Origin of the sequence: Streptomyces sp. NPDC004435 (genome assembly GCF_042873895.1) — a bacterium.
Lineage (GTDB): Bacteria > Actinomycetota > Actinomycetes > Streptomycetales > Streptomycetaceae > Streptomyces.
The window spans coordinates 204,073-228,581 of sequence record NZ_JBIAMB010000015.1 but is presented as its reverse complement, the minus strand read 5'-3'; the positions used below and the strand labels follow the sequence as shown (position 1 = coordinate 228,581).

At 74.2% G+C, this 24,509-nt stretch carries 22 protein-coding genes; 15 read left to right on the top strand and 7 right to left on the bottom strand.

Features of this window, described 5'->3' with window-relative positions; translation table 11 throughout:
- Positions 1 to 84 precede the first annotated feature (84 nt).
- Genes ACFYT9_RS26465 through ACFYT9_RS26455 form a run of 3 tightly spaced genes read left to right on the top strand, consistent with a single transcriptional unit; the run spans position 85 to position 3,215 of the window.
- Entirely contained in the window at positions 85 to 1,344 is a 1,260-nt protein-coding gene (locus tag ACFYT9_RS26465) for an extracellular solute-binding protein (RefSeq protein ID WP_389167883.1), read from the top strand.
- 45 nt (positions 1,345 to 1,389) lie between these two features.
- Positions 1,390 to 2,307 (top strand): carbohydrate ABC transporter permease, encoded by a 918-nt coding sequence (locus ACFYT9_RS26460; protein WP_389167880.1) that lies wholly within the window; start codon positions 1,390 to 1,392, stop codon positions 2,305 to 2,307.
- A complete protein-coding gene (locus tag ACFYT9_RS26455) occupies positions 2,307 to 3,215 on the top strand; it encodes a carbohydrate ABC transporter permease (protein ID WP_389167877.1) in 909 nt (302 codons plus the stop codon). Before ACFYT9_RS26460 ends, ACFYT9_RS26455 begins: the two co-directional genes overlap by 1 nt.
- 77 nt (positions 3,216 to 3,292) lie before the next feature.
- Here ACFYT9_RS26455 and ACFYT9_RS26450 read toward each other — a convergent pair whose 3' ends face one another.
- Positions 3,293 to 4,306, bottom strand: coding sequence for an NEW3 domain-containing protein (locus ACFYT9_RS26450; RefSeq protein WP_389167875.1), 1,014 nt, complete (start codon positions 4,304 to 4,306; stop codon positions 3,293 to 3,295).
- A gap of 41 nt (positions 4,307 to 4,347) precedes the next feature.
- On the bottom strand, positions 4,348 to 5,778 hold the full coding sequence (locus ACFYT9_RS26445) for a Gfo/Idh/MocA family protein (RefSeq protein WP_389167872.1): 1,431 nt from the start codon (positions 5,776 to 5,778) through the stop codon (positions 4,348 to 4,350).
- 265 nt (positions 5,779 to 6,043) lie between these two features.
- Between ACFYT9_RS26445 and ACFYT9_RS26440 the strand changes: the two genes are divergently transcribed.
- Genes ACFYT9_RS26440 through ACFYT9_RS26430 form a run of 3 tightly spaced genes read left to right on the top strand, consistent with a single transcriptional unit; the run spans position 6,044 to position 8,981 of the window.
- A complete protein-coding gene (locus ACFYT9_RS26440; protein ID WP_389167869.1) occupies positions 6,044 to 6,811 on the top strand; it encodes a (Fe-S)-binding protein in 768 nt (255 codons plus the stop codon).
- Entirely contained in the window at positions 6,808 to 8,355 is a 1,548-nt protein-coding gene (locus ACFYT9_RS26435; protein WP_387274060.1) for a LutB/LldF family L-lactate oxidation iron-sulfur protein, read from the top strand. The genes ACFYT9_RS26440 and ACFYT9_RS26435 overlap by 4 nt, the downstream gene beginning before the upstream one ends.
- Positions 8,352 to 8,981 (top strand): lactate utilization protein C, encoded by a 630-nt coding sequence (locus tag ACFYT9_RS26430; protein ID WP_389167866.1) that lies wholly within the window; start codon positions 8,352 to 8,354, stop codon positions 8,979 to 8,981. Before ACFYT9_RS26435 ends, ACFYT9_RS26430 begins: the two co-directional genes overlap by 4 nt.
- A 130-nt stretch (positions 8,982 to 9,111) precedes the next feature.
- Here the strand turns inward: ACFYT9_RS26430 and ACFYT9_RS26425 are convergent, their stop codons facing one another.
- The 3 genes from ACFYT9_RS26425 to ACFYT9_RS26415 form a co-directional block, all read right to left on the bottom strand.
- Positions 9,112 to 9,603: a GNAT family N-acetyltransferase gene (locus tag ACFYT9_RS26425; protein ID WP_376601560.1), complete on the bottom strand. Its 492-nt coding sequence runs from the start codon at positions 9,601 to 9,603 to the stop codon at positions 9,112 to 9,114.
- A gap of 142 nt (positions 9,604 to 9,745) precedes the next feature.
- Entirely contained in the window at positions 9,746 to 10,987 is a 1,242-nt protein-coding gene (locus ACFYT9_RS26420; protein ID WP_389167863.1) for an ATP-binding protein, read from the bottom strand.
- A gap of 206 nt (positions 10,988 to 11,193) precedes the next feature.
- Entirely contained in the window at positions 11,194 to 11,853 is a 660-nt protein-coding gene (locus ACFYT9_RS26415; RefSeq protein WP_376601564.1) for a response regulator transcription factor, read from the bottom strand.
- An 89-nt stretch (positions 11,854 to 11,942) separates the two neighbouring features.
- Here ACFYT9_RS26415 and ACFYT9_RS26410 point away from each other — a divergent pair, with 89 nt between their 5' ends.
- The 4 genes from ACFYT9_RS26410 to ACFYT9_RS26395 are packed head-to-tail and all read left to right on the top strand — an operon-like array spanning position 11,943 to position 15,692.
- Positions 11,943 to 12,440 (top strand): hypothetical protein, encoded by a 498-nt coding sequence (locus ACFYT9_RS26410; protein WP_376601566.1) that lies wholly within the window; start codon positions 11,943 to 11,945, stop codon positions 12,438 to 12,440.
- Positions 12,437 to 13,630, top strand: coding sequence for a peptidoglycan-binding protein (locus ACFYT9_RS26405; RefSeq protein ID WP_389167861.1), 1,194 nt, complete (start codon positions 12,437 to 12,439; stop codon positions 13,628 to 13,630). The genes ACFYT9_RS26410 and ACFYT9_RS26405 overlap by 4 nt, the downstream gene beginning before the upstream one ends.
- Complete coding sequence (locus ACFYT9_RS26400) at positions 13,630 to 14,448, top strand: ABC transporter ATP-binding protein (protein WP_389167859.1); 819 nt, start codon at positions 13,630 to 13,632, stop codon at positions 14,446 to 14,448. The genes ACFYT9_RS26405 and ACFYT9_RS26400 overlap by 1 nt, the downstream gene beginning before the upstream one ends.
- A complete protein-coding gene (locus ACFYT9_RS26395) occupies positions 14,448 to 15,692 on the top strand; it encodes an ABC transporter permease (protein ID WP_387274051.1) in 1,245 nt (414 codons plus the stop codon). Before ACFYT9_RS26400 ends, ACFYT9_RS26395 begins: the two co-directional genes overlap by 1 nt.
- A 227-nt stretch (positions 15,693 to 15,919) precedes the next feature.
- Here ACFYT9_RS26395 and ACFYT9_RS26390 read toward each other — a convergent pair whose 3' ends face one another.
- Both ACFYT9_RS26390 and ACFYT9_RS26385 read right to left on the bottom strand, forming a co-directional pair.
- A complete protein-coding gene (locus ACFYT9_RS26390; RefSeq protein WP_389167856.1) occupies positions 15,920 to 16,351 on the bottom strand; it encodes a VOC family protein in 432 nt (143 codons plus the stop codon).
- A 29-nt stretch (positions 16,352 to 16,380) separates the two neighbouring features.
- Positions 16,381 to 16,902, bottom strand: coding sequence for a DUF427 domain-containing protein (locus ACFYT9_RS26385; protein WP_389167854.1), 522 nt, complete (start codon positions 16,900 to 16,902; stop codon positions 16,381 to 16,383).
- Positions 16,903 to 17,134: 232 nt separating this feature from the next.
- On the opposite strand from ACFYT9_RS26385, the gene ACFYT9_RS26380 reads away from it, so the two are divergent.
- The 5 genes from ACFYT9_RS26380 to ACFYT9_RS26360 all read left to right on the top strand — a co-directional run bounded on the left by ACFYT9_RS26380 (position 17,135) and on the right by ACFYT9_RS26360 (position 24,495).
- The gene (locus ACFYT9_RS26380) at positions 17,135 to 18,649 is read left to right on the top strand and encodes an APC family permease (RefSeq protein ID WP_389167851.1); all 1,515 of its coding nucleotides are present in this window, start codon (positions 17,135 to 17,137) and stop codon (positions 18,647 to 18,649) included.
- 1 nt (position 18,650) lies between these two features.
- Entirely contained in the window at positions 18,651 to 19,067 is a 417-nt protein-coding gene (locus ACFYT9_RS26375) for a universal stress protein (protein ID WP_376602757.1), read from the top strand.
- 231 nt (positions 19,068 to 19,298) lie between these two features.
- A complete protein-coding gene (locus ACFYT9_RS26370; protein ID WP_389167848.1) occupies positions 19,299 to 20,588 on the top strand; it encodes a sensor histidine kinase in 1,290 nt (429 codons plus the stop codon).
- On the top strand, positions 20,585 to 21,208 hold the full coding sequence (locus ACFYT9_RS26365; RefSeq protein ID WP_389167845.1) for a response regulator transcription factor: 624 nt from the start codon (positions 20,585 to 20,587) through the stop codon (positions 21,206 to 21,208). Before ACFYT9_RS26370 ends, ACFYT9_RS26365 begins: the two co-directional genes overlap by 4 nt.
- Before the next feature lie 152 nt (positions 21,209 to 21,360).
- The gene (locus ACFYT9_RS26360) at positions 21,361 to 24,495 is read left to right on the top strand and encodes an AAA family ATPase (RefSeq protein WP_389167843.1); all 3,135 of its coding nucleotides are present in this window, start codon (positions 21,361 to 21,363) and stop codon (positions 24,493 to 24,495) included.
- The last annotated feature ends 14 nt before the right edge of the window (positions 24,496 to 24,509 follow it).

Below are 24,509 nucleotides of genomic sequence, written 5' to 3'. Positions count from 1 at the left end.
CCTTGCGCCAAGCGAGCTTGCTGTAAATCGACCCCGGGGCCTGTCGTCGTGACCGGCCGAGAAGACACGAAGGCGGAACTGACGATGAAGAAGCGCGTGTTCGTGGCGGCCTGCACCCTCGGTGTGCTCACCCTCACGGCCTGCGGAGGCGGAGGCGGCGGCGCGTCGGACGGCGGGGACGTGACCCTGAAGCTCGTCGCCGCCGACTACGGCGACAAGGCGTCCAACAGCTCGACCGCCTACTGGAACGACGTGGCGGAACGCTTCACCGCGGCCAACCCGACCATCAAGGTCGACGTCCGGGTCGTCAACTGGAACGACATCGACGCCCAGGTCAAGACGATGATCCAGAGCGGCAACGTGCCGGACGTCCTCCAGACCGGCGGCTACGCCGACAAGGTCGCCGACGACCTCCTCTACAAGGCCGACGAGGTCCTCTCGGAGAAGACCCGCGCCAACCTCATCGACAGCTTCGCGAAGGCCGGAGAGGTCGACGGCACCCGGTACGGAATCCCGTTCGTCTCCTCCGCGCGCGCCCTCTTCTACAACAAGGCGGTCTTCGCGAAGGCCGGCGTCACCGAGGCGCCCAGGACCTGGGCCGAACTGAAGGCCGCCGCGGAGAAGATCAAGGCCGAGGTGCCCGGCGTCACCCCGTACGCGCTCCCGCTCGGCCCCGAGGAGGCCCAGGGCGAGTCCCTCATCTGGGAGCTCGGCAGCGGCGGCGGCTTCACCGACGCGCAGGGCGCGTACACCCTGAACAGCCCGGCCAACATAGAGGCGTTCGACTGGCTCAGGACCAACCTGGTCGAGCCCGGCCTCACCTACGCCAACCCCGCCACCACCGACCGCAAGACGGCCTTCGCCGACTTCGCGGCCGGCAAGACCGCCATGCTCAACGGCCACCCCTCGCTCATCCAGATGTCGAAGGACGGCAAGGTCGACTACGGCGTCGCACCCATCCCCGGCAGGGACGGAGCGCTCGCGTCCACGCTCGGCGTGGCCGACTGGATGATGGCGTTCAAGGACAACGGGCACAAGGAGGAGATCAGGAAGTTCCTCGACTTCGCGTACTCCAAGGAGAACACGCTGAAGTTCGACGAGACGTACAACCTCATGCCGGTCACCGAGGACACCCTCCAGGAGATGACCTCCAACGGCAGGCACAAGGACCTGGAGCCCTTCTTCGCCCTGCTGCCGAAGGCCGTCTTCTACCCGCTGGGCGACACCACCTGGGACGCCGTGTCCGCCGAGATCAAGAAGAGCGGCGGCACCGCCGTGAACGACCCCGCGAAGGTGCTGGGCGAGCTGCAGAAGAAGGCCGAGGCGGCGGCCGCCGACCAGTAGGCCCCGCCCCCTCGCAGGCTCCGCACCTCACGGAAGGCACCCCTCGTGTCCCCCACAACGCCCCCCGCCCGCCCCGGCCGCAAGCGCGGCCGGGGCGGCCTCGCCCGGCTCGGGCCACTGCCCTGGATCGGGCCCGCCGTCCTCCTCATCGTGCTCGTCGTCCTCTGGCCCGTCTTCGAGATGGTCCGCACGTCGTTCCTGAGGATCAGCAGCAGCGGATTCGTCCGCGGCCCGGCCGGCTTCGACAAGTACCGGCAGCTCTTCGACGAGCCCGCGCTGCCCTCGGTCGTCCTCGCCACCGTCGTGTGGACGCTCGTCGTCGTCACCGCCACCATGGTGCTCTCGCTCGCGCTGGCACAGCTGTTCAACCAGCGGTTCCCCGGCCGCCGTCTCACCCGCTGGGCCCTGATCGCGCCCTGGGCCGCCTCGGTCGTGATGACCGCGATCGGCTTCAAATGGATGCTCGACCGCACGGCCGGCGTCCTCAACACGCTGATGACCGACCTCGGGATCGTCGACGGCCCGAAGGACTGGCTCGGTGACCCCGCGACCGCCTGGCCGTGGATGATGTTCGTCGCCGTGTTCGTGTCGCTGCCCTTCACCACGTACACCCTGCTCGCCGGGCTCCAGACCGTCCCCGCCGAGGTCTACGAAGCCGCCAGGGTCGACGGAACCACCCCCTGGCAGACGTACCTGCGGATCACCCTCCCGCTGCTGCGCCCGGCGCTGCTCGTCGGCATGGTGATCAACCTGATCAACGTCTTCAACTCGTTCCCGATCATCTGGTCCATGACCCGCGGCGGCCCGGACAGCGACACCGCCACCACCACGGTCTTCATGTACCAGCTCAAGAACGCCGACATCGGCCAGTCGGCGGCGATGTCCGTCGTCAACTTCGCCCTCGTCGTGCTGATGGTCGTCCTCTTCCTCAAGGCCACCCGCTGGAACCAGGAGGAGAGCTGATGTCACAGCAGACCCTCGACCGCGCCGACCGCGCGGCACACCCCGCCCCCGAGCCCGGCACAGCGCGCCGGCGATCCCCCCGGGTCCCGCGCCTGCCGCGCCCGCGCGTACTGCTCGTCGCGGCCGTCGCGTGGATGCTCGCCGCCGTGTTCCTGCTCCCGTACGTGGAGATGGTGGTCACCGCGCTCCGGCCGGCGGACGAACTCCGCGACGCCGGCTACCTGCCGAGCGCCTTCGCGTGGGGCAACTTCGTCGACGTCTGGCGCGAGTCGCACCTCGGGGACAACCTGCGCGTCACGCTGCTCGTCTCCGCCGGATCCACCCTGCTCGTCCTGCTGGTCGCGATCCCCGCCGCGTACTACACCGCGCGGATCAGGTTCCGCGGCCGGGGGCTCTTCCTGCTCCTGGTGCTCGTCACCCAGATGTTCCAGCCGACGTCCCTGCTGGTCGGTCTCTACCGCGAGTTCTACCAGCTCGGCATGCTCAACTCCGTCTGGACCCTGATCCTCTGCAACGCGGCCTTCAACCTGGCCTTCGCGATCTGGATCCTCACCGCGTACTTCTCCTCCATCCCCGAGGCGCTGGAGGAGGCGGCCATGATCGACGGCCTGGGCCGGGGCGGCGCCCTGCTGCGCGTCACCCTTCCGCTGGCGATGCCCGGAGTCGTGACCGCGATGATCTTCACCTTCATCGCCGCGTGGAACGAGTTCGTGATGGGCCTGACGCTCTCGACCGTTCCCGAGAGCCAGCCGCTGACCGTCGGCATCAACAGCTTCATCGGCAACTACACCGTCCAGTGGAACTACCTGTTCGCCGGCTCGGTCATCGCCATCGTCCCCGTCGTGATCCTCTTCGCCCTCATCGAGCGCAAGGTCGTCTCCGGACTGACCGCGGGATCCGTCAAGTAACCCGCCCGCACGGACGAGGGCCCCGGGGTGTCCCCGGGGCCCTCGTCCGCGTCAGGCGGTGGTCGGTGCCGTGCGCGTCACGGCGCGAGCGCCATGGCGAAGAGGTGGATGTTCGCGTTGGCCGGCAGGACCACGAACGAGACCTCCTTGGCGGGGTCGAGGGCGATCGCGTGGGCGAAGACGCGGTACGCGATGCCGGCGTTGCCGTAGCCGCTCGGCCGGTTGCGGCCGTCGCTCGACGCCACCAGGGTCGCCCCGTGGGCGTTCGCGGGGTCGAAGGACCAGTTCGGGAAGCCGAAGGTGCCCGAGGCGGTGGTGCCGTCCGTGTAGTGCACGGTGGCGCTGCCGGTGGCGCCGCTGCCCACGCCCGATCCCAGGAAGACGAGCTTGCCGCCCGAACCGGTGAGGGTCACGGCCTGGCCGGAGGAGGCGACGTTGTCCTTGCTGCCGGGAGCGACGTCCGGCCAGGTCAGACGGGCGCCGAGGGCGTCGACGGTGCCGCCCCGGGTGAGGCCGGCTGCGGCCAGCTTCTGCGCGGAGAAGCTGTTGCCCTCCCCGTCGTAGTCGCCCGGCGCGGTGTCGGCCTCGTCCGTGACCGCGACGTTGTTGTACGCGGCGGCGAGGGAGGCCACCGGCGTGCCGCTGAGCTCGGTGCGGGTGCCCGTGGCGGTGCCCAGGCCGTCGCCGCCCCGGTAGGTCGCCGTCGCGGTGAAGGTGCGGACGGTGAAGCCGGGGCGGCGCTCGGGCACCTGGACGCGGAAGGTGGCCCGGGCCGTGGCGCCGGTCGCGAACGTGCCGTCCACGGTCTGCGACGAGGGCTGTACCGCCCAGCCCACCGGCCCGGCGAAGGACACCTTCAGCGACCGCAGCCGGTCGGGTCCGGCGTTCCTGACCGTGACCTGCACGGTCGAGATGGCGGGGCCGTCGAGGTCGACGGCGGAGAGGGCGACCTCCGTCCTCGGCGCCGCCGGGCCGGCCGGCGCCGAGGACGCCGCCCGCGCGGAGGCGGAGGCGGGGGAGAGGGCCACGACGGCGGTCACGGCCGCGGCCAGGGTCCTGAGGGCGGTGCCCCAGTGGCGGGGATGTCTCATGTCTTCTGCTCCTGGTGAGGGGGAACGACCGGGTCGGCGCGTCAGGCGACGGGGGGCATGTCGGAGGGGCGGGAGTCGAGGCCCAGGCGCAGGTTGACCCAGTCGCCGCGGGTGAAGTCCGGTACGGCCACCGGCCGGCCCTCCTTCGCCAGGGACATGACACTCAGGGGTACCGGTGCGCACCAGGCGGCGGAGTCGTAGACGTCGATGTCGGGGACGATCCCGGCCCGCATCTGCTGGACGGTGCGCCACTGGAGGACGTAGTCCATGCCCCCGTGGCCGCCGTTGTTCGCGGCGTCGTCGCCGATCTTCTTCCACAGCCAGTGGTCGAACTCCTTGCGGTACGAACCGAAGTCCCGCCAGGAGTGGCCGCCGTGGTCGGGCTCCACGTAGATGCGTCCCCCGCTGGACGAGACCACGCCCGCGTAGTCCTCGAAGATGCCCCGGCTGCCGGCGAGGGTGTTGATGCGGCTGTACGGCCGGGGCGAGCTGACGTCGTGCTCGGCCCGGATGACGCGGCCCTGGGCCGTGTCGATGAGACACGTGACGAGGTCGCCGTTGACGTAGGTCTCGTTCCACGAGGGGTGCGAACGGTCCACGAAGCGGGCGCGGTAGTCGGCGAGACCCTTCGCCTCGGTGGCGGTGGCGCGCAGGGTGGTCATCCGGTCCCCGCGGTTGATGTCCATGGCGGCGGCGATCGGCGCGAGGCCGTGCATGGCGTAGAAGGAGGCGGTGCTGCGGGTGTGCCAGAGCCGCCGCCAGCTGTCGGTGTAGTACGTGTCGGAGAACAGCAGCGCGCGCAGGTCGTGCAGGTAGCCGCCGTGGCCGTTGGTGACCTCTCCGAACAGGCCCTCGTGCGCCATCTTCAGCATGGCCAGCTCGTTCCGGCCGTAGCTGCAGTTCTCCGCGAGCATCAGGTGCCTGCGGGTGCGCTCGGAGGTGTCGACGAGGTCCCAGAGCTCGTCGAGCTCGGTGGCGATGGGCAGTTCGACGATGACGTGCTTGCCGGCGAGGAGCGCGGCCCTGCCCTGCTCGTAGTGGAACTCCCAGGGCGTGGCGATGTAGACGAGGTCCACGTCGTCGCGCTTCAGGAGCTGCTCGAAGGAGGCGGCAGAGCCTCCGAGTTCGGCCGGGCGGGGCTTGCCCTTGGCGACGAGCTGGTCGGCGGTCCGCTTGGCCCGGTCGGCCCGGATGTCGCACACGGCGGTCACGACGCAGCCCGGCACCGCGGCCCAGCCCGGCGTCATGCTCGCGCCCCGGTTGCCGAGGCCGATGACGCCGACCCGGACGGTGGGGTAGGTGTCGTACGCGACGTTGATCATGGTCTTCTGCCCGGGCCGGCGGCGGGGCGTGCCGCTCGACGGTGCCGCGGCCGCCACCGGCGCCGCCGCCCCGAGCCCGGCCATGGCTGCTCCGGTGGCGACCGCACCTCCCATCAGTGAACGACGCGAGAGGGAAGGGAACTTGGGCATGACGCTCCTCGGTGCGAAGGCGGCTGGTATGGGGCACGACTCTGGCGCCGACCACGCCTCATGTCAATAGATGCTCGGAATGACGCCTTCATGGATATCTTCAATCAATCAATCTGCATGAATCGCGCAAGTGTCGGGCAGTGTCGGGGCGGGAACGGAGGTGAGCGCGGGTGCGGCCCGGCAGGGCCGGTGTCCATGCGGCCGGACCGCGACCGGTCGACCCGCGTAGGGTCGGACCGCAAAGCCCCCCGGCCCGGAGGAAGTCATGCGCATCGGCCTCTTCGCCACCTGTCTCGGGGACACCCTGTTCCCCGACGCGGTCCGGGCGACCGCCCTCCTGATCACCCGCCTGGGCCACGAGCTCGTCTTCCCGCCCGACCAGACCTGCTGCGGGCAGATGCACGTCAACACCGGCTACCAGCGCGAGCCCGTCCCCCTCGTGAGGAACTTCGCGGACCGGTTCGGCGACCCCTCGATCGACGCCGTCGTCATGCCCTCCGGCTCCTGCGCGGGATCCGTCCGGCACCAGCACGCACTCGTGGCCGAACGGTACGGCGACGCCGCGCTGCGCGCCGGTGTCGCGGTCGTGAAGGCCAAGACGTACGAACTCTCCGAGTTCCTGGTCGACGTCCTCGGCGTCACCGACGTCGGCGCCTGGTTCCCGCACCGCGTCACCTACCACCCGACCTGCCACTCCCTGCGGATGCTCAGGGTGGGGGACAAGCCGCTGCGGCTGCTGCGCGCGGTGGAGGGCATCGACCTCGCCGAACTCCCCGAGGCGGACGCCTGCTGCGGCTTCGGCGGCACCTTCGCCGTCAAGAACGCCGCCACGTCCACCGCCATGCTGCGCGACAAGCTCGACCACATCGCGTCGACGGACGCGGCCGTCTGCACCGCCGGCGACTCCTCCTGCCTCCTGCACATCGGCGGCGGGCTGTCCCGGATCCGCTCCGGCACGCGCACCCTCCACCTCGCCGAGATCCTCGCCGCCACCCGTACCGCTCCGTACGCACCGCTGGAGACCACCCCATGAGCAGCACCTTCCTCGGCATGCCCGCGCCCCCGCCCCGCTCCCCGTACGGGCAGGGGAACCTACGGGGCGAGCGGACGTTCCCCGAGGCCGCCGCGCACGAGCTCGGCGACGACCAGCTGCGCGCCAACCTCCACCGGGCCACCCGCACCATCCGCGCCAAGCGGCTCGCCGTCACCGCCGAACTCCCCGACTGGGAGGAGCTGCGCAGCGCGGGCGCCGCCGTCAAGAACGAGGCGATGAGCCGGCTGCCGGAACTCCTGGAGCAGCTGGAGGCGAAGGTCACCGAGGCCGGCGGCACCGTGCACTGGGCCCGGGACGCCGCGGAGGCCAACGCCCTGGTGACCGAGCTCGTCGCGGCCACCGGCAGCCGCGAGGTGATCAAGGTCAAGTCCATGGCCACCCAGGAGATCGGGCTCAACGAGCACCTGGAGAGCCAGGGCATCACCGCCCACGAGACCGACCTCGCCGAACTCATCGTGCAACTCGCCGACGACAAGCCCTCCCACATCCTCGTCCCCGCCATCCACCGCAACCGCGAGGAGATCCGCCGGATCTTCCTCGAAGGGATCCCCGGCGTCGACCCCGGCCTCGGCTCCGTCCCCGCCGAACTGGCCGCCGCCGCGCGGGCGTACCTGCGCGAGAAGTTCATGACGGTCCCCGTCGCCGTCTCCGGCGCCAACTTCGGGATCGCCGAGACCGGCACCCTGTCGGTGGTCGAGTCCGAGGGCAACGGCCGCATGTGCCTGACCCTCCCCAGGACGCTCATCACCGTCATGGGCATCGAGAAGGTCCTGCCCCGCCACTCCGACCTGGAGGTCTTCCTCCAGCTCCTGCCCCGCTCGTCGACGGGCGAGCGGATGAACCCGTACACCACCCTGTGGACCGGCGTCACCCCGGGCGACGGACCGCAGGACTTCCACCTCGTCCTCCTCGACAACGGCCGCACCGCCGCCCTCGCCGACCCGATCGGCCGCGAGGCCCTCCACTGCATCCGCTGCTCGGCCTGTCTGAACGTCTGCCCGGTCTACGAGCGGGTCGGCGGTCACGCGTACGGCTCCACCTACCCCGGGCCCATCGGCGCCGTCCTCACCCCCCAGCTCGCCGGCACCCACGCCGCGAAGGACGACCCCAACGCCTCGCTCCCGTACGCCTCGACCCTCTGCGGCGCCTGCTACGACGCCTGCCCGGTCAAGATCGACATCCCCTCGCTGCTCGTGGAGCTCCGCCACCAGACCACCGAACGCACCGGCCGCGGCGCGGAACGGCTCGCCATGAAGGCCGCCGCCGCCGTCATGGGCCGCCCGAAGCTCTACACGACGGCCCAGCGCGCCGCCGCCCTCGGACGGATCGCGGCCGGCCGGGACGGAAAGATCTCCCACCTGCCGCCCCCGCTCTCCGGCTGGACCGACAGCCGCGACGTCCCCGCCCCGCCCCGCCGGACCTTCCGCGCCTGGTACGCCTCCGAGGAGGGCCGGAGCGCCCTCGCGGCAGCCGCCGCCGAACACCGCGCGGCCACCGACGCCACCCCGGAGGAGGAGCGATGAACGCCCGCGAGACCGTCCTCGGCCGGGTACGCGACGCGCTCGCGCTCGCCCCCCGCCCCGCCGGCACCGTCCCCCGCGACTACCGCCGAGGACGCGAGCTGCCCGACGCGAACCGCCTGGCCCTCCTCGTCGACCGCCTCGCCGACTACAAGGCCCGGGTGCGGACCTGCACGGCGGCCGAGACCGCCGCGACCCTCGCCGAGGTGCTCACCGGCCTCGGCGCCGCCCGGGTCGGCGTCCCCCCGGGCCTCGACCCCGCCTGGCTCGCCGACTGGAGCGGCGCCCTCGTCGAGGACCGCCCCGACGTGCCGGCCCCGTCCCTGGCGGAGCTCGACGCGGTGGTGACGGCCTCGGCGGTGACCTGCGCGGAGACCGGCACGATCTTCCTCGACGGCTCCTCCGGCCAGGGCCGGCGCGCGCTCACCCTCGTCCCCGACGTCCACGTCTGCGTCGTGGACCTCTCCCAGGTCACCCCGGGCATCCCGGAAGCCCTGGCCCGCCTGGTGCCCGGGCGCCCGACGACCCTGATCAGCGGCCCCTCGGCCACCTCCGACATCGAACTCGAACGCGTGGAGGGCGTCCACGGCCCCCGCACCCTCGCCGTCGTCATCCGCACCGACCGCTGACCGGACCGGTGCGGAGGGGCTCTGACCGCCACCGGGAAGCCCGTCAGGCACCGGGGCGGGCCCGACGGTGCCGACGCGCCGGTCCGCACCCCGGCGGGCCGGTGGGTCACGTACCGCGGACGAGCCGGGTTCACGCCCCCGGCGAGAGGTCCTTGAAGTAGCGGGCCACCGGCCAGCGTTCGTAGCCGGCCGCCTCGTACGTGGCCCGTGAAGGGGCATGGCCCGGATCGCCGCCGGTCTCCACCATCATCATCGCCATGCCCGCCCGCTCCGCCCGCCCGGCGGCGTGCGCCATCAGCGCCGATGCCACGCCCCGCCGCTGGTGGGACGGGTCGACCGCGAGGACGTACACCTCGCCCATCCGGTCCTCCTCGTGCAGACGCGTGCAGACCCAGCCCAGGAGCTCGTCGCCGTCGACGGCCACGTCCACGGTGCCGGGTTCGCCGTCCAGGAGGGCGAGGATGTCGTCCGTCTGCCTCTTCTCCCAGCCGTCCGGATAGAAGTTGCCGTAGACGAACTCCGGCACCGCGGACCGCATCCGGTCGAAGACGGGCTGCCAGGCGCGCAGCGACAGCGCGAGCACCTGGCTCCTCAGCCCCTCGTCGTACGGCTCGATGAGCATGGCGTACCCCTTCCGGGTCCGGAGGGCGAAGGTCCGCCCGCCCGCGGTCGCCCGCGCGGCCATTGTGCACCGCACCCCCCGCCACGACCGCGCGGGCGCCGAGGCGGAACCAGGCCAAGACGCAGGTCGCGGTCGCGGTCGGTCAGAACACCACCCGCACCGTCAGGCCCCCGCCCTCGTCCTCCGGATGCGCCGTCGCCGTCGCGGTGGCGCCGTGCGCGCGGGCGATCGCGTCGACGATCGACAGACCGAGGCCGGCGCCCTCTCCCGGCGCGTGGGCGCGCTCGTTCAGCCGGCGGAAGGGCTCGAAGAGCAGGTCGACGGTGTCGGGCGGGACGACCGGGCCGGTGTTGGCCACCTCGATCCCGGTGCCCGGGCCGGTACGCACCTCGACCCGGCCGTGCGGCACGTTGTGCCGTACGGCGTTCGCCACCAGGTTGTGCAGCAGACGCTCCAGGAGCACCGGGTCCCCCTCCACGTCCAGCGGCAGCGCCCGCACGTCGAGGGTCACGCCCCGCTCCGCCGCCTCGTCCGCCAGCGCGCCCGCCGCCCGCCGCGCGAGCTCGTCCACCGCGACGGTCGCGCGTTCCCTGAGGCCCTGCTCGGAGGCGGCCAGGAGCAGCAGGCCCTCGATGATCCGCTCGCTGCCGTCCGAGACCTCGATCAGCTTCGCCCGCATCCGCGCCACCCGCTCGGGAGACGGATCGCCCGCGAGCCCGATCTCGGCGGCCGCCCGCTGAACGGCCAGCGGAGTGCGCAGCTCGTGCGCGGCGTTGGCGGCGAACCGCTGCTGGGCGGAGACCAGCCGCTCCATCCGGCCGAGCATCCCGTCGAAGGTGTCGGCGAGGCGCTTGAGCTCGCCGGGCGGCGCGTCGAGGGCGATCCTCTCGTGCAGGTTCTCCCCGGAGAGGCGGCGGGCCGTGTCGGTGATGACGGCGATCGGCCGGAGCACCCGGCCCGCCGTCCACCAGGCGAGCGCGACCGACAGGACCGCGTAGCAGAGGAGGACGGTGACGGAGACGGTGAGCAGCCGTTCGAGCGCGGCGGACTCCGCCGCGTCGCTCACCGTGCGCGTGATCGCCAGCGCCTCGCCCCGGTAGACGCCCGTCCCCGGACTGGGCAGGGGGCTCGCGGGCGCGACGCTCGACGGGCCGGTGGGGACGGCCGTCTCCCACGGGGCCGTCGGCCCGGTGAGGCGCCGCGCCGGGACGGCGGTGGTCACGGCCATGCTGATCGACGAGTACATGCCCTCCCGCACGAGCACGTACACGACGCCCGTGAGCAGCGACCCGGCGAGCACGAGCAGAGCGGCGTACAGCGCCGTCAGCCGCGCCCGCTCGCCGCGGAACGGCAGCAGGCGGGCGCCCGGCGCACCGGAAGCCACCGCCCGCGCCCACCGTGAGGCGAGCCGCCCGCGCACCCCGAGACCCGCCCCGCCCCCACCGCCCCGCACACCGCCCCGCACGTCGCGCTCCCCGGACGCGCCACCGCCACCGGCACCGCGCTCACCGCTCACGTCACCGCCGCCCGGCTCCCCGGGCGCGTCACCGTCACCGGCGCCCCGCTCCCCACGCCCGTCCCGCCGCCCCCTCATGACCCGATCCGGTAGCCCGCGCCCGGCACCGTCTCCACCACCGGTGGCTCGCCGAGCTTGGCGCGGAGCTTGCTGAGCGTCACCCGCACCGCGTTCGTGCGGTAGCTGGTGTGCTCCTCCCAGACCCGCTCGATCAGGTCCTCGCCGCTCACCACCGCGCCCTCGGCCCGCAGCAGCTCCTCCAGGACGCCGAACTCCTTGGGCGAGAGGTGGAGGTGCCGGCCGTCGCGGTCGGCCTGGCGGCGGGCGGTGTCCAGGACGATCCCGGCCCGTTCGAGGACCGGCGGCAGCGGGGGCCGGGCGCGGCGGCCGAGGGCCAGGACGCGGGCGAGCAGTTCGTCGTACGCGAAGGGCTTGGCCAGATAGTCGTCGGCGCCGAGCCCGAGGCCCTCGACCCGGTCCCGTACGGTGCCCGCCGCCGTCAGCATCAGGATCCGCGTCATCAGCCGCTGCTCGACCACCCGGCGGCACACCTCGTCACCGCGGATCCCCGGCAGGTCCCGGTCGAGGACGAGGACGTCGTACTCCCCGAGCTGGAGCTTCCGCAGGGCTTCGAGCCCGTCGGCCGCCACGTCCACGGCGAGCGCGTCCCGGCGCAGCCCTTCCGCGATCATCTCCGCGAGGAACGCCTCGTCCTCCACCACCAGTACGCGCATGACCCCTGTGTATCCGAAAGGGACCTTTCGCCGATGTAAGCGAAACCGCTGAGAGAACCGAAACACCCCCACGCGGCACCGTCATCGCCATGACGATTCGACGGATCATCCGGACGGCCGCCGCCCCCTCCCTGGCCGCGGCCCTCGCCCTCTTCGCCACCGCCTGCTCGGGCTCCGGGACCGGGGGGAAGGACGAAGGAGGCGCGAGCGACGCGGGCAAGAAGGCCGACCAGGCCTTCGAGCACCGCAAGTGCCTGCGCGAGCAGGGCCTCGACGTGCCCGAGCCGAAGCCGGGCGAGCAGGGCGTGGGACTGACCATCGGCGGCGACGGCATGTCGAAGGAGAAGATGGAGAAGGCGTTCAAGGCCTGCGCGGACAAGGCCGGCGGCGCCGGGTTCGGCAAGGAGCCGACGCAGGCCGACAAGGACAAGGCGCTCGCGTACGCGAAGTGCATGCGCGAGAACGGCTTCAACATGCCCGACCCGAGCTTCGACGGCGGGGCGCAGAAGGCCATGCCCATACCGCAGGGCGCGGAGAAGCAGAAGTTCGAGAAGGCCATGAAGGCGTGCGAAGGCGTCGCCCGATGAGCGGCGGCACGCCGGACCCCCGCACCGGCGGCACAGCGGACCCCCGTACCGGTGGCACGCCGGACCCGCGCGGCGGCGGGGCGCGGCCCCTGGGGCGCCGCAGGCTCGGGCTCGCCCTCGTGACGCTCCTCGTCCTCACCGGCGGAGGCGTCGCCGTCACCGCCCTCGCGACCCCGTCGAAGGCTCCGGCGGGCGACGCGGACGCCGAGCGGCTGCCGCCCGCCACGGCGCCGGTCACCCGCGGCGACCTCACGGACAGCTCCTCGCGCGACGGCACGCTCGGGCACCTGGGGGAGCGGAAGATCAACGCCGGCGGCCCCGGCGGCACCCTCACCTGGCTCGCCCCGGCCGGCTCCGTCGTGGAGCGTGACGAGCGGCTGTACGAGGTCGACGGCGAGGCCGTCCGGCTCATGTACGGCGAAGAGCCCATGTACAGGACCCTGAAGACCGGCGACAAGGGCAAGGACGTGCGGCAGCTGGAGGAGAACCTCGCCGCGCTCGGTTACACCGGATTCGACGTGGACGAGGAGTACACGGACAGGACCGCGGCGGCGGTCGAGCGCTGGCAGAAGTCCCACGACCTGAAGGAGACCGGCACCGTCGGCCCGGACCGGATCGCCTTCGCGGGCAGCGCCGTACGGGTCAAGGAGGCGGGCTCGGGCGCCGGCGCGGGCGACGGGGGAGGGGGCCGGATCGCCCCCGGTGACCGGCTCTCCCCCGGCACCCCCGTCCTCACCGTGACCGGCTCCGAGCGGGTCGTCACCTTCGCGGTCCCGGCCTCCGAGGCCGCGACCGCGAAGACCGGTACCAAGGTCACCGTGACGCTTCCCGACGGCACGCGGCTGCCGGGCAGGGTGTCCGCCGTCGGCAGGACCGCGACGGCGGGCGACGACCCGCAGGACAAGACCCCGAAGATCGACGTCACCGTCTCCTTCGACGACCCGGGCGAGGTCAAGGGCGTCGACCAGTCCCCGGTCACCGTCGAGCTCACCGGCGAGACCCGCCGTGACGTCCTCTCCGTGCCCGTCAACGCCCTCCTCGCCCTCCCCGACGGCGGATTCGGCGTCCAGGTCGTGGAGCACGGCACGACCCGGGACGTCAGGGTCGAACTCGGCATGTTCGCCCAGGGCCGGGTCGAGATCAGCGGCGCCGGCCTGAGCGCGGGCACGAAGGTAGGGGTGCCGTCCTGATGACCGGAACGCCCCACCCCGTCCACGGCCCCGGCCGGAACCCCGCCGCGTACGAGCAGCCGGAGCAGGCGCCGACGCCCGCCGCGTACGAGGGCCGGGAGCAGGCGCCGACGCCTCCCGCGCCCACCCCGACACCCGTCGTCGAGCTGCGGAAGGTCGTCAAGGAGTACGCGGGCGGCGTCCGCGCGCTCGACGGCGTCGACCTCACCGTGGAGGAGGGCGAGCTCGTCGGCATCGTCGGCCCCTCGGGCTCCGGCAAGTCGACCCTCCTCCACATCGTCGGCACCCTGGACCGGCCCACCACCGGCACCGTCGCGATCGCCGGCCATGACATCGCCGCGCTCACCGACCGGAAGCTGTCCGCGCTGCGCGCCCGCCACATCGGCTTCGTCTTCCAGGCCTTCCACCTGGCCCCGGGCGTCACCGCCGTGGACAACGTGGCCGAGGGGCTTCTGTACTCCGGACTGCCCCGGGCCCGCCGCCGCGCGCTCGCCGCGGAGGCGCTGGCCCGGGTCGGCCTCGCCGACCGCGCCCGGCACCGGCCGCACGAACTGTCCGGCGGACAGAAGCAGCGCGTCGCGATCGCCCGCGCGATCGTCGGGCAGCCGGACCTGCTCCTCGCCGACGAACCCACCGGAGCGCTGGACACGGCGTCCGGCGAGGCGGTCGTGGAACTGCTGCACACCCTGAACCAGGAGGGCGCCACGATCGCCGTGATCACCCACGACCTGGAGATCGCGCAGCGCCTGCCCCGGCGGGTCGGGATCCGGGACGGCCGGGTCGTCGCCGACTCGGCGCGCGGAAAGGCCGTGGTCTGATGCGCGGCAGGCGGAAGAAGGGACGCGCGCCCGCGGCGCCCGGGCGGCGCGCCGTGGCGCTCAAGGCCCGCAGGCTCGGCCCGCGCGACGTCCTGCACGTCGGCTCGGCCGGGCTGCGCAGCCGCCCCGTGCGGGTCGTCCTGTCGGCACTGGGCATCGCCATCGGCATCGCGACGATGATCGCCGTCGTCGGCATCTCGGCGTCCAGTCAGGCGCAGCTGCTCCAGCGGCTCGACGCGCTCGGCACCAACATGCTCGTCGCCGAGCCCGGCGAGGGGATGTTCAGCGGCCAGGAGGTGAAGCTGCCCAAGGACGCCGTCGGCATGGTCGGCCGCATCGAGGGCGTGGAGCGGGTCGGCGCGACCGGCGACCTCCGGCACTCGGTGCGCCGCTCGCGGCTGATCCCGGAGGAGGAGACCGGCGGCATCGCCGTGAAGGCGGCGACGGAGGGGCTCCTCGGCGTGCTGCGCGGCACGACGGCGTCCGGCACCTGGCTGAACGCCGCCAACGGCCGCTACCCGGCCGTGGTCCTCGGCCACGTCGCCGCCGAACGCCTCGGCATCGACCGGCCGGGCCGACAGGTCTGGATCGGCGACCGGTACTTCACCGTCGCCGGCATCCTCGACCCCCTCCCGCTCGCCCCCGGGATCGAGCGCTCCGCGCTCGTCGGCTGGGAGAGCGCCCAGCGGCTCCTCGGCTTCGACGGCCACCCCACGGCGGTGTACGAGCGGTCCACCGACGCCTCCGTCCGCCAGGTCCAGCGGCTCCTCGCCCCGACGATCGACCCGCGGAACCCGCAGAACGTCGCGGTGAGCGACCCGTCCGAGGCGCTGAAGGCGAAGGCGGCGACCGAGGGGGCCTTCTCCACGCTGCTCCTGGGGCTCGGCGGGATCGCCCTCCTCGTGGGGGGCGTCGGCGTCGCCAACACGATGATCATCTCGGTCCTCGAACGCCGCCACGAGATCGGCCTCCGCCGCTCGCTCGGCGCGACGAGGGGCCAGATCCGGATCCAGTTCGTCACCGAGTCCCTGATGCTCTCCGGTCTCGGGGGCGTCGCCGGGGTGGCCCTGGGCGCGGCGGCGACGGGCGTGTACGCGACCACCGGCGGCCTGCCCTGGGTGGTCCCGCCCTGGGCCGGGGGCGCGGGCTTCGCCGCGACGCTCGCGATCGGCACGGTCGCCGGCCTCTACCCGGCGGTCCGCGCCTCCCGCCAGCCACCGACCGCGGCCCTGGCGACGGGATAGCCCCCGGCCGCCGACCGCGCCCGGCCCGCCGCCGCCCGGCGGCGGCCCGGGCGGGACGCCGTCCCGGCCCGGCCCGGGCAGAACCCCCGGACGGGCGGAGCCCCTGGTCCTGCGGAGCTCCCGCCCAGGCGGAGCCTCCGCCCGGTCGGAGCTCCCGGACGGGCGGAGGCTCCGCCTGGGCGGGCCCCGGCGGGCGCACCGCACCGGCGTGTCGGCCGGTGGCGGGCTCAGCCGGGTCGGTACGTGCCGACGCTCCACTCGTGCCCCTCGGGGTCGAGGACCCGGGCGCGCCGGGCACCCCACTCCGTGTCCTCCGGCTCGATCACCGGGACCCCGCCCGCGGCCACCGCGCGGAAGTACCACTGGTCGACCGCGGCCGGGGCGGTGAGGCACAGGTACAGGCCGCTGCCCGTGCTGACACCGTGGAGCGCGGGTCTGCTGTACGCGGCGTGCGCGCCGGCCACCATCAGGACCGCGTCCCCGTACCGGATCTCGGCGTGGGCCGGCGAACCGTCCTCGTCGTCCTGGCGCCGCACGACGCGGAACCCCACCGCGGAGAGCCAGGCCAGCGCGGCCTCCGTGTCCCGGTAGCTCAGGTAGGCGTGCAGGTCCGCGCCCCCGGCCACATCGGCGTCCCGGTGGCTCCGCAGGCTGTCCATGACGATCCTCCTTCACCGCGGCGGACGGATCACCAGCCCCACGTGCCGGGACCGCCCTTGAAGGGGCCCTCGATCTCGCGGGTGATCCAACCGCCGTAGAAGTCGCCCTCCTGGGCCACCACCACCTCGCCGTCGACCGCGCAGCGCACCGCGGACGGGTAGAAGGCCAGGTGGCCGCGGAGGGCTTCGTACGGGTCGAGGGGCTCCTCGTAGCTCCAGGCGGCCCGGGGCACCACCACGTCGTCGAGGACGACGTCCCAGTAGGACGCCGTGCCCTTCCACTCGCAGTGGGTCCGGCCGGGCCGCGGGCGCAGGAACGACACGCGCACGTCGCGCCGGGGCACGTAGAAGACCGGCGGGTGGCTCGTCTCCAGGACCCGCAGGCTCGCGCGCGTGTCCGCCACCACGTGGGGACCCGCCGTGACCGTCACATGACGGTCGTCGGCGGTCAGCCCCGGGGGCCGCGGGTAGTCCCACACCGATTCCGCCGGCCGGGCCCCGGTCGGCGCGCGCCCTCGCGGGCCGCCCGCTCCGTCGTCCCTGTCGTCCATGGCCCCGTCCTCGCCCTCCCTGTGCCTGTCCGTGCCCTTCCTTCCCCCGCGGGACGGCCCACGGATGCGGGGCGGCCGCCCCGGGACGAAGGGCGGACGGGGCCTCCGCACGAGGGCGGCACCCGGCGGGCCGGACGGTGCCGGATGTCATGGCATGCGCGACCGGTCCGGCCTCCCTACGATGAAGGCGTAGGTCTCGCTGTTCTGACTGGCTCGTCGAGAGCGAGGGAACATGGCCGCCGAGGATGCCGCGCCCCCAGAGCGCCCCGTAGGTCTGAAGTCCAATGCGATCGGTTTCGTCGACGCGCTCGTCATCGGGCTCAACTCCACCTCTCCCGCGTACTCGCTCGCGGCCGTCATCGGCCCGATCGTCGCTCTCGTCGGCATCTACGCGCCGGGCGTGATGGTCGCGTCCTTCGTGCCGATGCTGCTGATCGCCTCGGCGTTCTACTACCTCAACAAGGTCGACCAGGACTGCGGCACCACCTTCTCCTGGGTCACCCGGGCCATGGGCCCCTGGGCCGGCTGGCTCGGCGGCTGGGCCATCGCGATGACCGGGGTCCTGGTCGTCGGCTCGCTCGCCGACGTGGCCGTGAGCTTCGGCCTGCTGGCCTTCGGCCTCGACAGCTGGGTGGACAACACCTTCGTACGCCAACTGCTCACCGTGCTGCTCATCCTGGTGATGACGGCCGTGTGCGTCATCGGCACCGAGCTGTCGGCCAAGGTGCAGAACGTCCTCATCCTGGCGCAGGTCGCCTGCCTGCTGATCTTCGTCGCCGTGGCGCTCTACGCCGTCTACGACGGCACGAGCAAGTACCCGTCGGCCGAACCCGAACTCAGCTGGCTCAACCCGTTCGGCGCCGGCGGCGCGGCACTGACCGGCGGGCTGCTGCTCGGTGTCTTCATCTACTGGGGCTGGGAGTCGGCGGTCAACCTCACGGAGGAGGTCAAGGACTCCGCGAGCGCGCCCGGAAAGGCGGGCCTCTGGTCGACCGTCGTCCTCCTCGTGACCTACGTGTCCGTGGGCTTCGCGGTCGTGGCGTACGCCGGTCCGGCCTTCCTGTCGGAGAACGCGGGCGAGGAGGAGTTCATCTTCGCCCAGCTCGCCGGGGACGTCCTGGGCGGCTGGGACTGGATCCTGCTGCTCGCCGTCTCCACCTCGGCCATCGCCTCCACCCAGACCACCATCATCCCGGCCTCGCGCACCGCGCTGTCCATGGCGCGCCGCCGGGCGCTCCCCGCGCACTACAGCCACATCAGCCCGCGCTTCCGCACCCCCGACGTCAGCACCTGGTGGGTGGCCGGCATCGCCATCGCCTGGTACCTCGTGGTGAGCCAGATCAGCGAGAACGCCCTGCTCGACTCCCTCACCGCGCTGTCGCTGCTGATCTCGTTCTACTACGCCCTCACCGGCCTGGCCTGCGCGGTCTACTACCGCCGCCACCTCTTCGAAAGCGTCCACAACTTCCTGCTGATCGGGCTCGGCCCCCTGGTCGGCGCCGGCCTGCTGGCCTGGCTCCTGGTGCGGTCGGTGTCCGACATGGCCGACCCGGAGAACTCGTACAGCGGCACGTCGTGGTTCGGGCTCGGTCCCCCGCTCGTCATCGGCATCGGCATCGCCGTCACCGGCGTGATCGTCATGCTCGTGTGGCGCCTGCGCTCGCCCGCGTTCTGGCGCGAGCGCCCGAGCGTGGCCGACCCCGATCTGGTCCACGGCCACGGACCCGGCCACGGCAAGGAGTCCTGAGATGTCGGTCGTTCTGGGCTATGACGAATCCCCCGGAGCCGCCCGGGCCCTGCGCATCGCGGTCGAGGTGGCCGCCGCCTTCGACGAGCGGCTCGTCCTGGTCTACGGAGCCGCGGCCCCCGGCCCGACGGGCGAGGAGTACGCCTCCCACCACGAGGCCATCCGCCAGGCGGGCCGCACCGGCCTGGAGCACGCGGTCGCGGAGGCCGACCGGGCGGGCGTGCCGACCGTCGTCGAGGTGATCGACGAGAAGCCCGCCCAGGCCCTGATCGAAGCGGCGAACCGCTACGCCGCCCGCGTCATCGTGGTCGGCAGCTGGGGCGAGAGCCCGATGCGCGGCGCCCTCCTCGGCTCGACACCCCACAAACTCCTGCACATGTCCTCGGTCCCCGTCCTCTGCGTCCCGCCCGAGGAGTGACCGCGACCGCCCCCGCTCCGCTCCGCCCCGCCGCCGCTGACCGGTCCGGCGACCGGAAGAAGTCGCGCGGAAGCCGGATCTTGGCGCAACTCGCACTGTCTGCAAGGGCGTTCCAGCGAATATACGTAGGAGCCTCGACAGATGTGGGTACCGTGGCCCGGCCCCCGCCGCGGCGCGTTCGGGACGACCACCGGGCTCCTGGCGGTGCCCCCGCGGAGGGGGGAGACGTCCATGGCGGAGACGTCCTGGTCAGTGGCGTTACGGGCGCTGCGCGGGGGCGCGCCGGGCGCCGCCGGGGCCCAGGGGGTGGGTTCCGGGCTCCAGCGCGCCCAGGCCTTCATGATCCTTGCCACCATGCTCTACCGGGCGAGCCATCTCGCCATCGGCCTCGTCGCCGTCGTCCAGCGCCATCGCGACCAGCCGGTGCAGTACGCGGCGGTGGCGGCGGCCGTCGGCCTGAGCGTCCTGGTCTACGGGACGGCCCTGCGCCGCGGCTGGTTCACCCGGCGGCACGTCTGGGCGGACGTCGTCGTCTGCGGCTGCCTGCTGCCGTTCGCGCTCTGGGCGTGGGGCGGGGCGCGGGAGTCGGCGACGCTGGGCTGGGCGATGATCCTGGGCGGTTCGGCGAGCGCGGCGGTCGCCGTGGCGCTCGACCGGGTCCAGGTCGCCGCCGCCGTCGTCCTGCTCGCCGGCACCCACGTCATCGGCTACCAGGCGGTCGGAGCGAGCCCCGCCGTCGTCCTCGGCCACCTCAACTCCCTGCTCTCGTCCGCCGTGATGGCCTGGGTGTTCTGGTGGTACCTGCGCCGCCAGGGACGGCTGCTCGACGACGCCAACGCCCGTACGCTGACCGCCGAGGCGCACCGGGCGCGCTACGAGGAACGCCTGGAGCACCACCGGGCGCTCCACGACACGGTTCTCGCCACGCTCACCACCCTCGCCGCAGGCGGCATCGACGCCAACGCGCCCGAGGTGCGCGAGCGGTGCGCCCGCGAGGCCGCGTACCTGCGCCGACTCGTCCAGCAGACCTCGGACGCGCTGCCCCGGCGCCAGATCGGCACGGCGCTGGAGGAGGCGGTCCGCGCGGCGGAGGGGCTGCGGCTGAAGGTGACGGCCCGCTACCACGCGCTGCCGCACGTCCCGCCCGAGGTGGCCACCGCGCTCGCCGACGCGGTGGCCGAGGCGCTCAACAACGTCCGTCGGCACGCCGGGACCGGCCACGCCTACCTCACCGCCGCGGTGAGCCACGAGGGCCACGAGGAGGGCCACGGCGCGGATCATGACGCGGGTCCCGGCGCGGGTTCCGGCGGGGCGGACACCGGGCCCGGCGGCGACGGGACGGGCGGCGGGGTGGTGGTGACCGTCGTCGACCGCGGGCGGGGCCTCGATCCCGAGCGGTACGCACCCGGGTTCGGGCTGCGGCGCTCCGTCCACGACCGGATGGCGGAGGTCGGCGGGCGCGCGACGGTGGACGGCGCTCCCGGCGAGGGCGTACGGGTGGAGCTGAGGTGGCCCGGGTGATCACGGTCGCCGTCGTCGACGACGACCGGATGCTCCTGGACGGGATGCGGTCCTGGCTGGGAGGGGTCCCCGAGCTCCGGCTCACGGCGACGGCGGCGACCGTGGACGGCCTCCTCCGTCCCGCCCCGCCCGCCGGCGCCCGGCCCGGACCGTACGAGCCGCCGGACGTGGTCCTGCTCGACCTGATGCTCCGGGACGGTTCCGACCCCGTCGACAACATCCGGCGGCTCGTACGGTCCGGGAGCCGGGTCCTGATGATCAGCACGGTCCCGGAGCCGGCACGGGTCATCGAGTCCCTGAGGGCCGGAGCCGAGGGGTATCTGACGAAGGACAACGAGCTGCCCGTGCTCGTGGCCGCCATCGTGGACGTCGCGGCCGGCCGGGGCGCGCACTCCCCGGAGCTCGCCTTCGCGTGGGCGTACGACACGGGCCGGGACCGGCCCCGGCTCTCGCCCCGGGAGCGACAGGTCCTGCTGGACTACGCGGCGGGCATGACGCTCAAGTCGGCCGCCCGGCGCGCCGGGTCAACACGGCCAAGGACTACCTGGACCGGGTCAAGGCGAAGTACCGCGAGGCGGGCCGGCCCGCGTACACGAAGCTGGACCTGGCGCGGCGGGTGAGCGAGGACGGCCTGGGCGGCGGCTGACGGAGCCCCGGCCGGCCCGGGGCGCAAGCCCCCCAAACGGGCGGCTACTGGGAGGCGTCGTTCCTCCCTATCGTCCATCCCGGCTGGACTCCCGCTTCCCCGCTGACCAGGAGAGGCAGACGAACGATGCTCCACGCGTGTACCAGGACGGGCGTCGAGGCCCGTCGGATCGGACGAGGGCGGCTCATCGGCCGGGAGACCGAGTGGGCGCGGGCCGCGGCGGCGCTGGGCGCGGCGCGGTCGGGGCGCGGCGGCGCGCTCTTCGTGACCGGCGAGCCAGGCGCCGGCAGGACCCGGTTCACCGAGGAGGCCGTGGCGGCCGCCACGGCGGCGGGGATGCTGACCGCCCGCGGACGGGCCGGGACGGTCGGCGCCGCCGTCCCGTACCGCCCGCTGGCCGAGGTCCTCCTCACCCTCGACCGGCAGACGCCCCGGTCGCCGGAGGGGCGATCGCACGACGGGGTGGTCGCGCGGCTGCTGAGCGGCGCCACCGTCGCGCCCCTCGCCGTCGCGGAAGCCATCCTCCAGAGACTCGCACCCCGCGCCCCCCACGACACCCTCCGCGCGGCGGGCCGGGGCGTACTCGGCGGCGGCCCGGTGGACGCTTTACGCGCGGCGGGCCGGGGTGGATTCGGCGACGGCCCCGTCGACACCCCCCGCTCCGCAGGCCGGGGCGCCCCCGCCGGCGGGCCCTCCGGTGTGCGCCTGCCCGACGCCGCCGGCCACCCGGGGACGCTCCTGGTTCTCGACGACCTCCACCACGCCGACCCGGGGACCCTGGCGGCCGTCGAGTACCTCCTCGACCATCTCGGCCGGGTCCCCGTCCTGCTCCTCCTCACCCTCGGCCCCGGCGGGCCGTCCGGTGCCGCGGCCGCGCTCCTCGCCGACCGGGCGCGCCGGCGCGGTGCCGCCACCGTGCTCGGTCTGCGCCCGCTCGGCCGGTCCGGGGTGCGCCGGCTCCTCGCGGACGGCCTGGGCGTCGAGCCGGCCGCGCTCGGCCGTGACCTCGTGGACCGGATGATGACCGCCGCCGCCGGACTTCCCTTCGTCGTGCGGGAGACGGCGCACGACCTCGCGGCCCGGTCCGCGGCGGCCGGGCGGCCCGGGCGGGTGCCCGAGGCGGACGAGGTACGGGTGCCGGCCGCCGTCGCCGACCGGGTGCGGCGCCTCGCCGCACCCCTGGGCCCCCTCGGGGCGGAGTTCCTCGGCACGGCGGCCCTCTTCGGGCACCGCTTCCCCGTGCCCGTCGTGCGGCACGCGCTCGGGCGCCTCGGTGACGCGGACGAGGAGCTGTCCGGGGTCCTGCGGGCCGCCGTCGACGCGTGCCTGATCGCGCCGGACGAGGAAGGCGGCGCGGAGCCCGGCTGGTACGCGTTCCGGTACGGCATGGCGGCGGAGGCGGTCCTCGCGGGCTTGGGCTCGTACGAACGCGCCCTGCGCGCCCGGCGGGCGGCCCGTTCGCTGGCGGCGCTGCATCCCGGTCTGCCGGGCGAGTGGCGGGCCCGGGCGGCCGCGCTCCACGTCCACGCGGGGGAGACCGGCGAGGCCGTGGACGCCTTCCGGGCGGCTGCCCGGCGAGCGGTCGCCGAGGGAGCGGTGGACCGGGCGCTCGCCCTCCTCGACCTGGCCCGCGGCTCGACCGGATCCGGTGCCGACCCCGAGCTGCGGGCCGGGGTCCTGGAGGAGCTGCTCGACACCGTGGCCCGCACCGCGCGTTTCGACCGGCTGCCCGGTCTCGTCGCGGAGGTCGAGGCGCTCGGCGGGCACGGCGTGCCGGGGCCGCGCAGGAGCGGGCTGCACGCCGGACTCGCGGGGATCGCCGCCCTGCGGGGCCGGCCCGAGGAGGCCCTGCGTCACCTGGACGTGGCCCGCTGGCTGCTCGGCGCCTCGCCCTCCGACGCGCACGCGGCCCCGGTGGACCTGGCGGCCGCCCGGCTGGCCCACGACCGCCCGGTGCGCGAACGCCACGGCTGTGCGGCGGAGTTGGCCCGCAGGGCGGAGGCGGCGGCGCGCCGCGCCGGCCTCCCGGCGGTGGCCTGCGACGCGGCCCTGCTGCTCGGAGAGCTCGCCGGGCACGACGATCCGGCCACCGCCGCCCGCCACTTCGAGGAGGCCCGCGCGCTCGCCGAGGCGCACCGCCTGCCCCTGCCGCGGCTCACCGCCGAGGTGCGGCTGGCCCGGCTCGCGGCCGCGCGGGACGGCCGTTCGGCCCGGGTCGAGCAGGCCCGCCGCGAGGCCCTGCGCACGGGCGCGGCGCCCCTGGCCCACCAGGCCGGTGTCGACCTGGCGCTCGACCACGTCCGGCGAGGCGCCTACGAGACGGCGGGGGAGCGGATCCGCGCGGACCTCGCGGACGCCGCGCGGCTCGGGCTCGGCCGCGCGCTGGCGCTGTCGCGGCTCGCGGAGGCGGTGTGCCACGCCCATCAGGGGCGACGGGCCCCGATGGAGGAGACCCTGGACCGTCTCGAACCGCTGCTCCCGGCGACGCCGGGGGTGCGGGCGATGGCGTACGGGCTCGCGCGCGGCGTCTGCGCCCTCCTGGAGGAGCGGCCGGACGAGGCACGGGACGCGTTCGCGGCGGCCCTCGCGTACGACGCGGAGGCCCCCGCCCCCGGCGACTTCGGGCGTCACGGCCCGCTCGCGCTCCTCGGCGTGGTCGGCGACTCCCACGGCCCCGGTGGGCAGCCGCCCGCGGAGCCGCCGGCGCCGACCGCGGGCGGCTCCCGCTGGGACGCGGTCTTCACCGGTCTGGCCCGGGCGGTCCTGCTGGGCCGGGCGGGCCGCCCCGCCGAGGCGACGGCCTCCGCCTCCGCCGCGCTCATGGCCGCGGAGCCGTACCCTCCGGCCCGGCACCTGGGGGTCCGGCTGGTCGCCCGCGCCGCGTACGAGGACGGCTGGGGCGATCCGGCGGGGTGGCTGTGCGAGGCGGAGGAGTACTTCCACGCGGCCGGCCTCACGGCGGTCTCCGGCGCCTGCCGGGCACTGCTGCGCGGCATGGGGGCGTCGGTCCGCCAGCGCCGCACGGGCTCCGAGCGGGTCCCGTCGGAGTTACGCCGCCAGGGCATCACGGTCCGCGAGTTCGAGGTGGCGCGGCTGCTCGCGGAGCGGATCGGGAACAAGGACATCGCGGGGCGGCTGCACATCTCGCCGCGCACGGTGGAGAAGCACGTGGCGAGCCTGCTGCAGAAGACGGGGCATCCGAACCGGGCGTCCTTCGCGACGGCCGCGCGCGACCTGATGGCCAGCGCGGCCCGGGGATAGACAGGGCCGGCCCG

Excerpts from the sequence above, each read along its gene's own strand:
- ACFYT9_RS26395 (WP_387274051.1), top strand. The coding sequence starts at position 14,448 with ATGCGCGGCAGGCGGAAGAAGGGACGCGCGCCCGCGGCGCCCGGGCGG.
- ACFYT9_RS26390 (WP_389167856.1), bottom strand. The coding sequence starts at position 16,351 with ATGGACAGCCTGCGGAGCCACCGGGACGCCGATGTGGCCGGGGGCGCG.
- ACFYT9_RS26450 (WP_389167875.1), bottom strand. The coding sequence starts at position 4,306 with ATGAGACATCCCCGCCACTGGGGCACCGCCCTCAGGACCCTGGCCGCG.
- ACFYT9_RS26360 (WP_389167843.1), top strand. The coding sequence starts at position 21,361 with ATGCTCCACGCGTGTACCAGGACGGGCGTCGAGGCCCGTCGGATCGGA.
- ACFYT9_RS26410 (WP_376601566.1), top strand. The coding sequence starts at position 11,943 with ATGACGATTCGACGGATCATCCGGACGGCCGCCGCCCCCTCCCTGGCC.
- ACFYT9_RS26415 (WP_376601564.1), bottom strand. The coding sequence starts at position 11,853 with ATGCGCGTACTGGTGGTGGAGGACGAGGCGTTCCTCGCGGAGATGATC.
- ACFYT9_RS26440 (WP_389167869.1), top strand. The coding sequence starts at position 6,044 with ATGCGCATCGGCCTCTTCGCCACCTGTCTCGGGGACACCCTGTTCCCC.
- ACFYT9_RS26445 (WP_389167872.1), bottom strand. The coding sequence starts at position 5,778 with ATGCCCAAGTTCCCTTCCCTCTCGCGTCGTTCACTGATGGGAGGTGCG.
- ACFYT9_RS26380 (WP_389167851.1), top strand. The coding sequence starts at position 17,135 with ATGGCCGCCGAGGATGCCGCGCCCCCAGAGCGCCCCGTAGGTCTGAAG.
- ACFYT9_RS26400 (WP_389167859.1), top strand. The coding sequence starts at position 13,630 with ATGACCGGAACGCCCCACCCCGTCCACGGCCCCGGCCGGAACCCCGCC.
- ACFYT9_RS26370 (WP_389167848.1), top strand. The coding sequence starts at position 19,299 with ATGGCGGAGACGTCCTGGTCAGTGGCGTTACGGGCGCTGCGCGGGGGC.
- ACFYT9_RS26375 (WP_376602757.1), top strand. The coding sequence starts at position 18,651 with ATGTCGGTCGTTCTGGGCTATGACGAATCCCCCGGAGCCGCCCGGGCC.
- ACFYT9_RS26405 (WP_389167861.1), top strand. The coding sequence starts at position 12,437 with ATGAGCGGCGGCACGCCGGACCCCCGCACCGGCGGCACAGCGGACCCC.
- ACFYT9_RS26430 (WP_389167866.1), top strand. The coding sequence starts at position 8,352 with ATGAACGCCCGCGAGACCGTCCTCGGCCGGGTACGCGACGCGCTCGCG.
- ACFYT9_RS26435 (WP_387274060.1), top strand. The coding sequence starts at position 6,808 with ATGAGCAGCACCTTCCTCGGCATGCCCGCGCCCCCGCCCCGCTCCCCG.
- ACFYT9_RS26465 (WP_389167883.1), top strand. The coding sequence starts at position 85 with ATGAAGAAGCGCGTGTTCGTGGCGGCCTGCACCCTCGGTGTGCTCACC.
- ACFYT9_RS26385 (WP_389167854.1), bottom strand. The coding sequence starts at position 16,902 with ATGGACGACAGGGACGACGGAGCGGGCGGCCCGCGAGGGCGCGCGCCG.
- ACFYT9_RS26425 (WP_376601560.1), bottom strand. The coding sequence starts at position 9,603 with ATGCTCATCGAGCCGTACGACGAGGGGCTGAGGAGCCAGGTGCTCGCG.
- ACFYT9_RS26455 (WP_389167877.1), top strand. The coding sequence starts at position 2,307 with ATGTCACAGCAGACCCTCGACCGCGCCGACCGCGCGGCACACCCCGCC.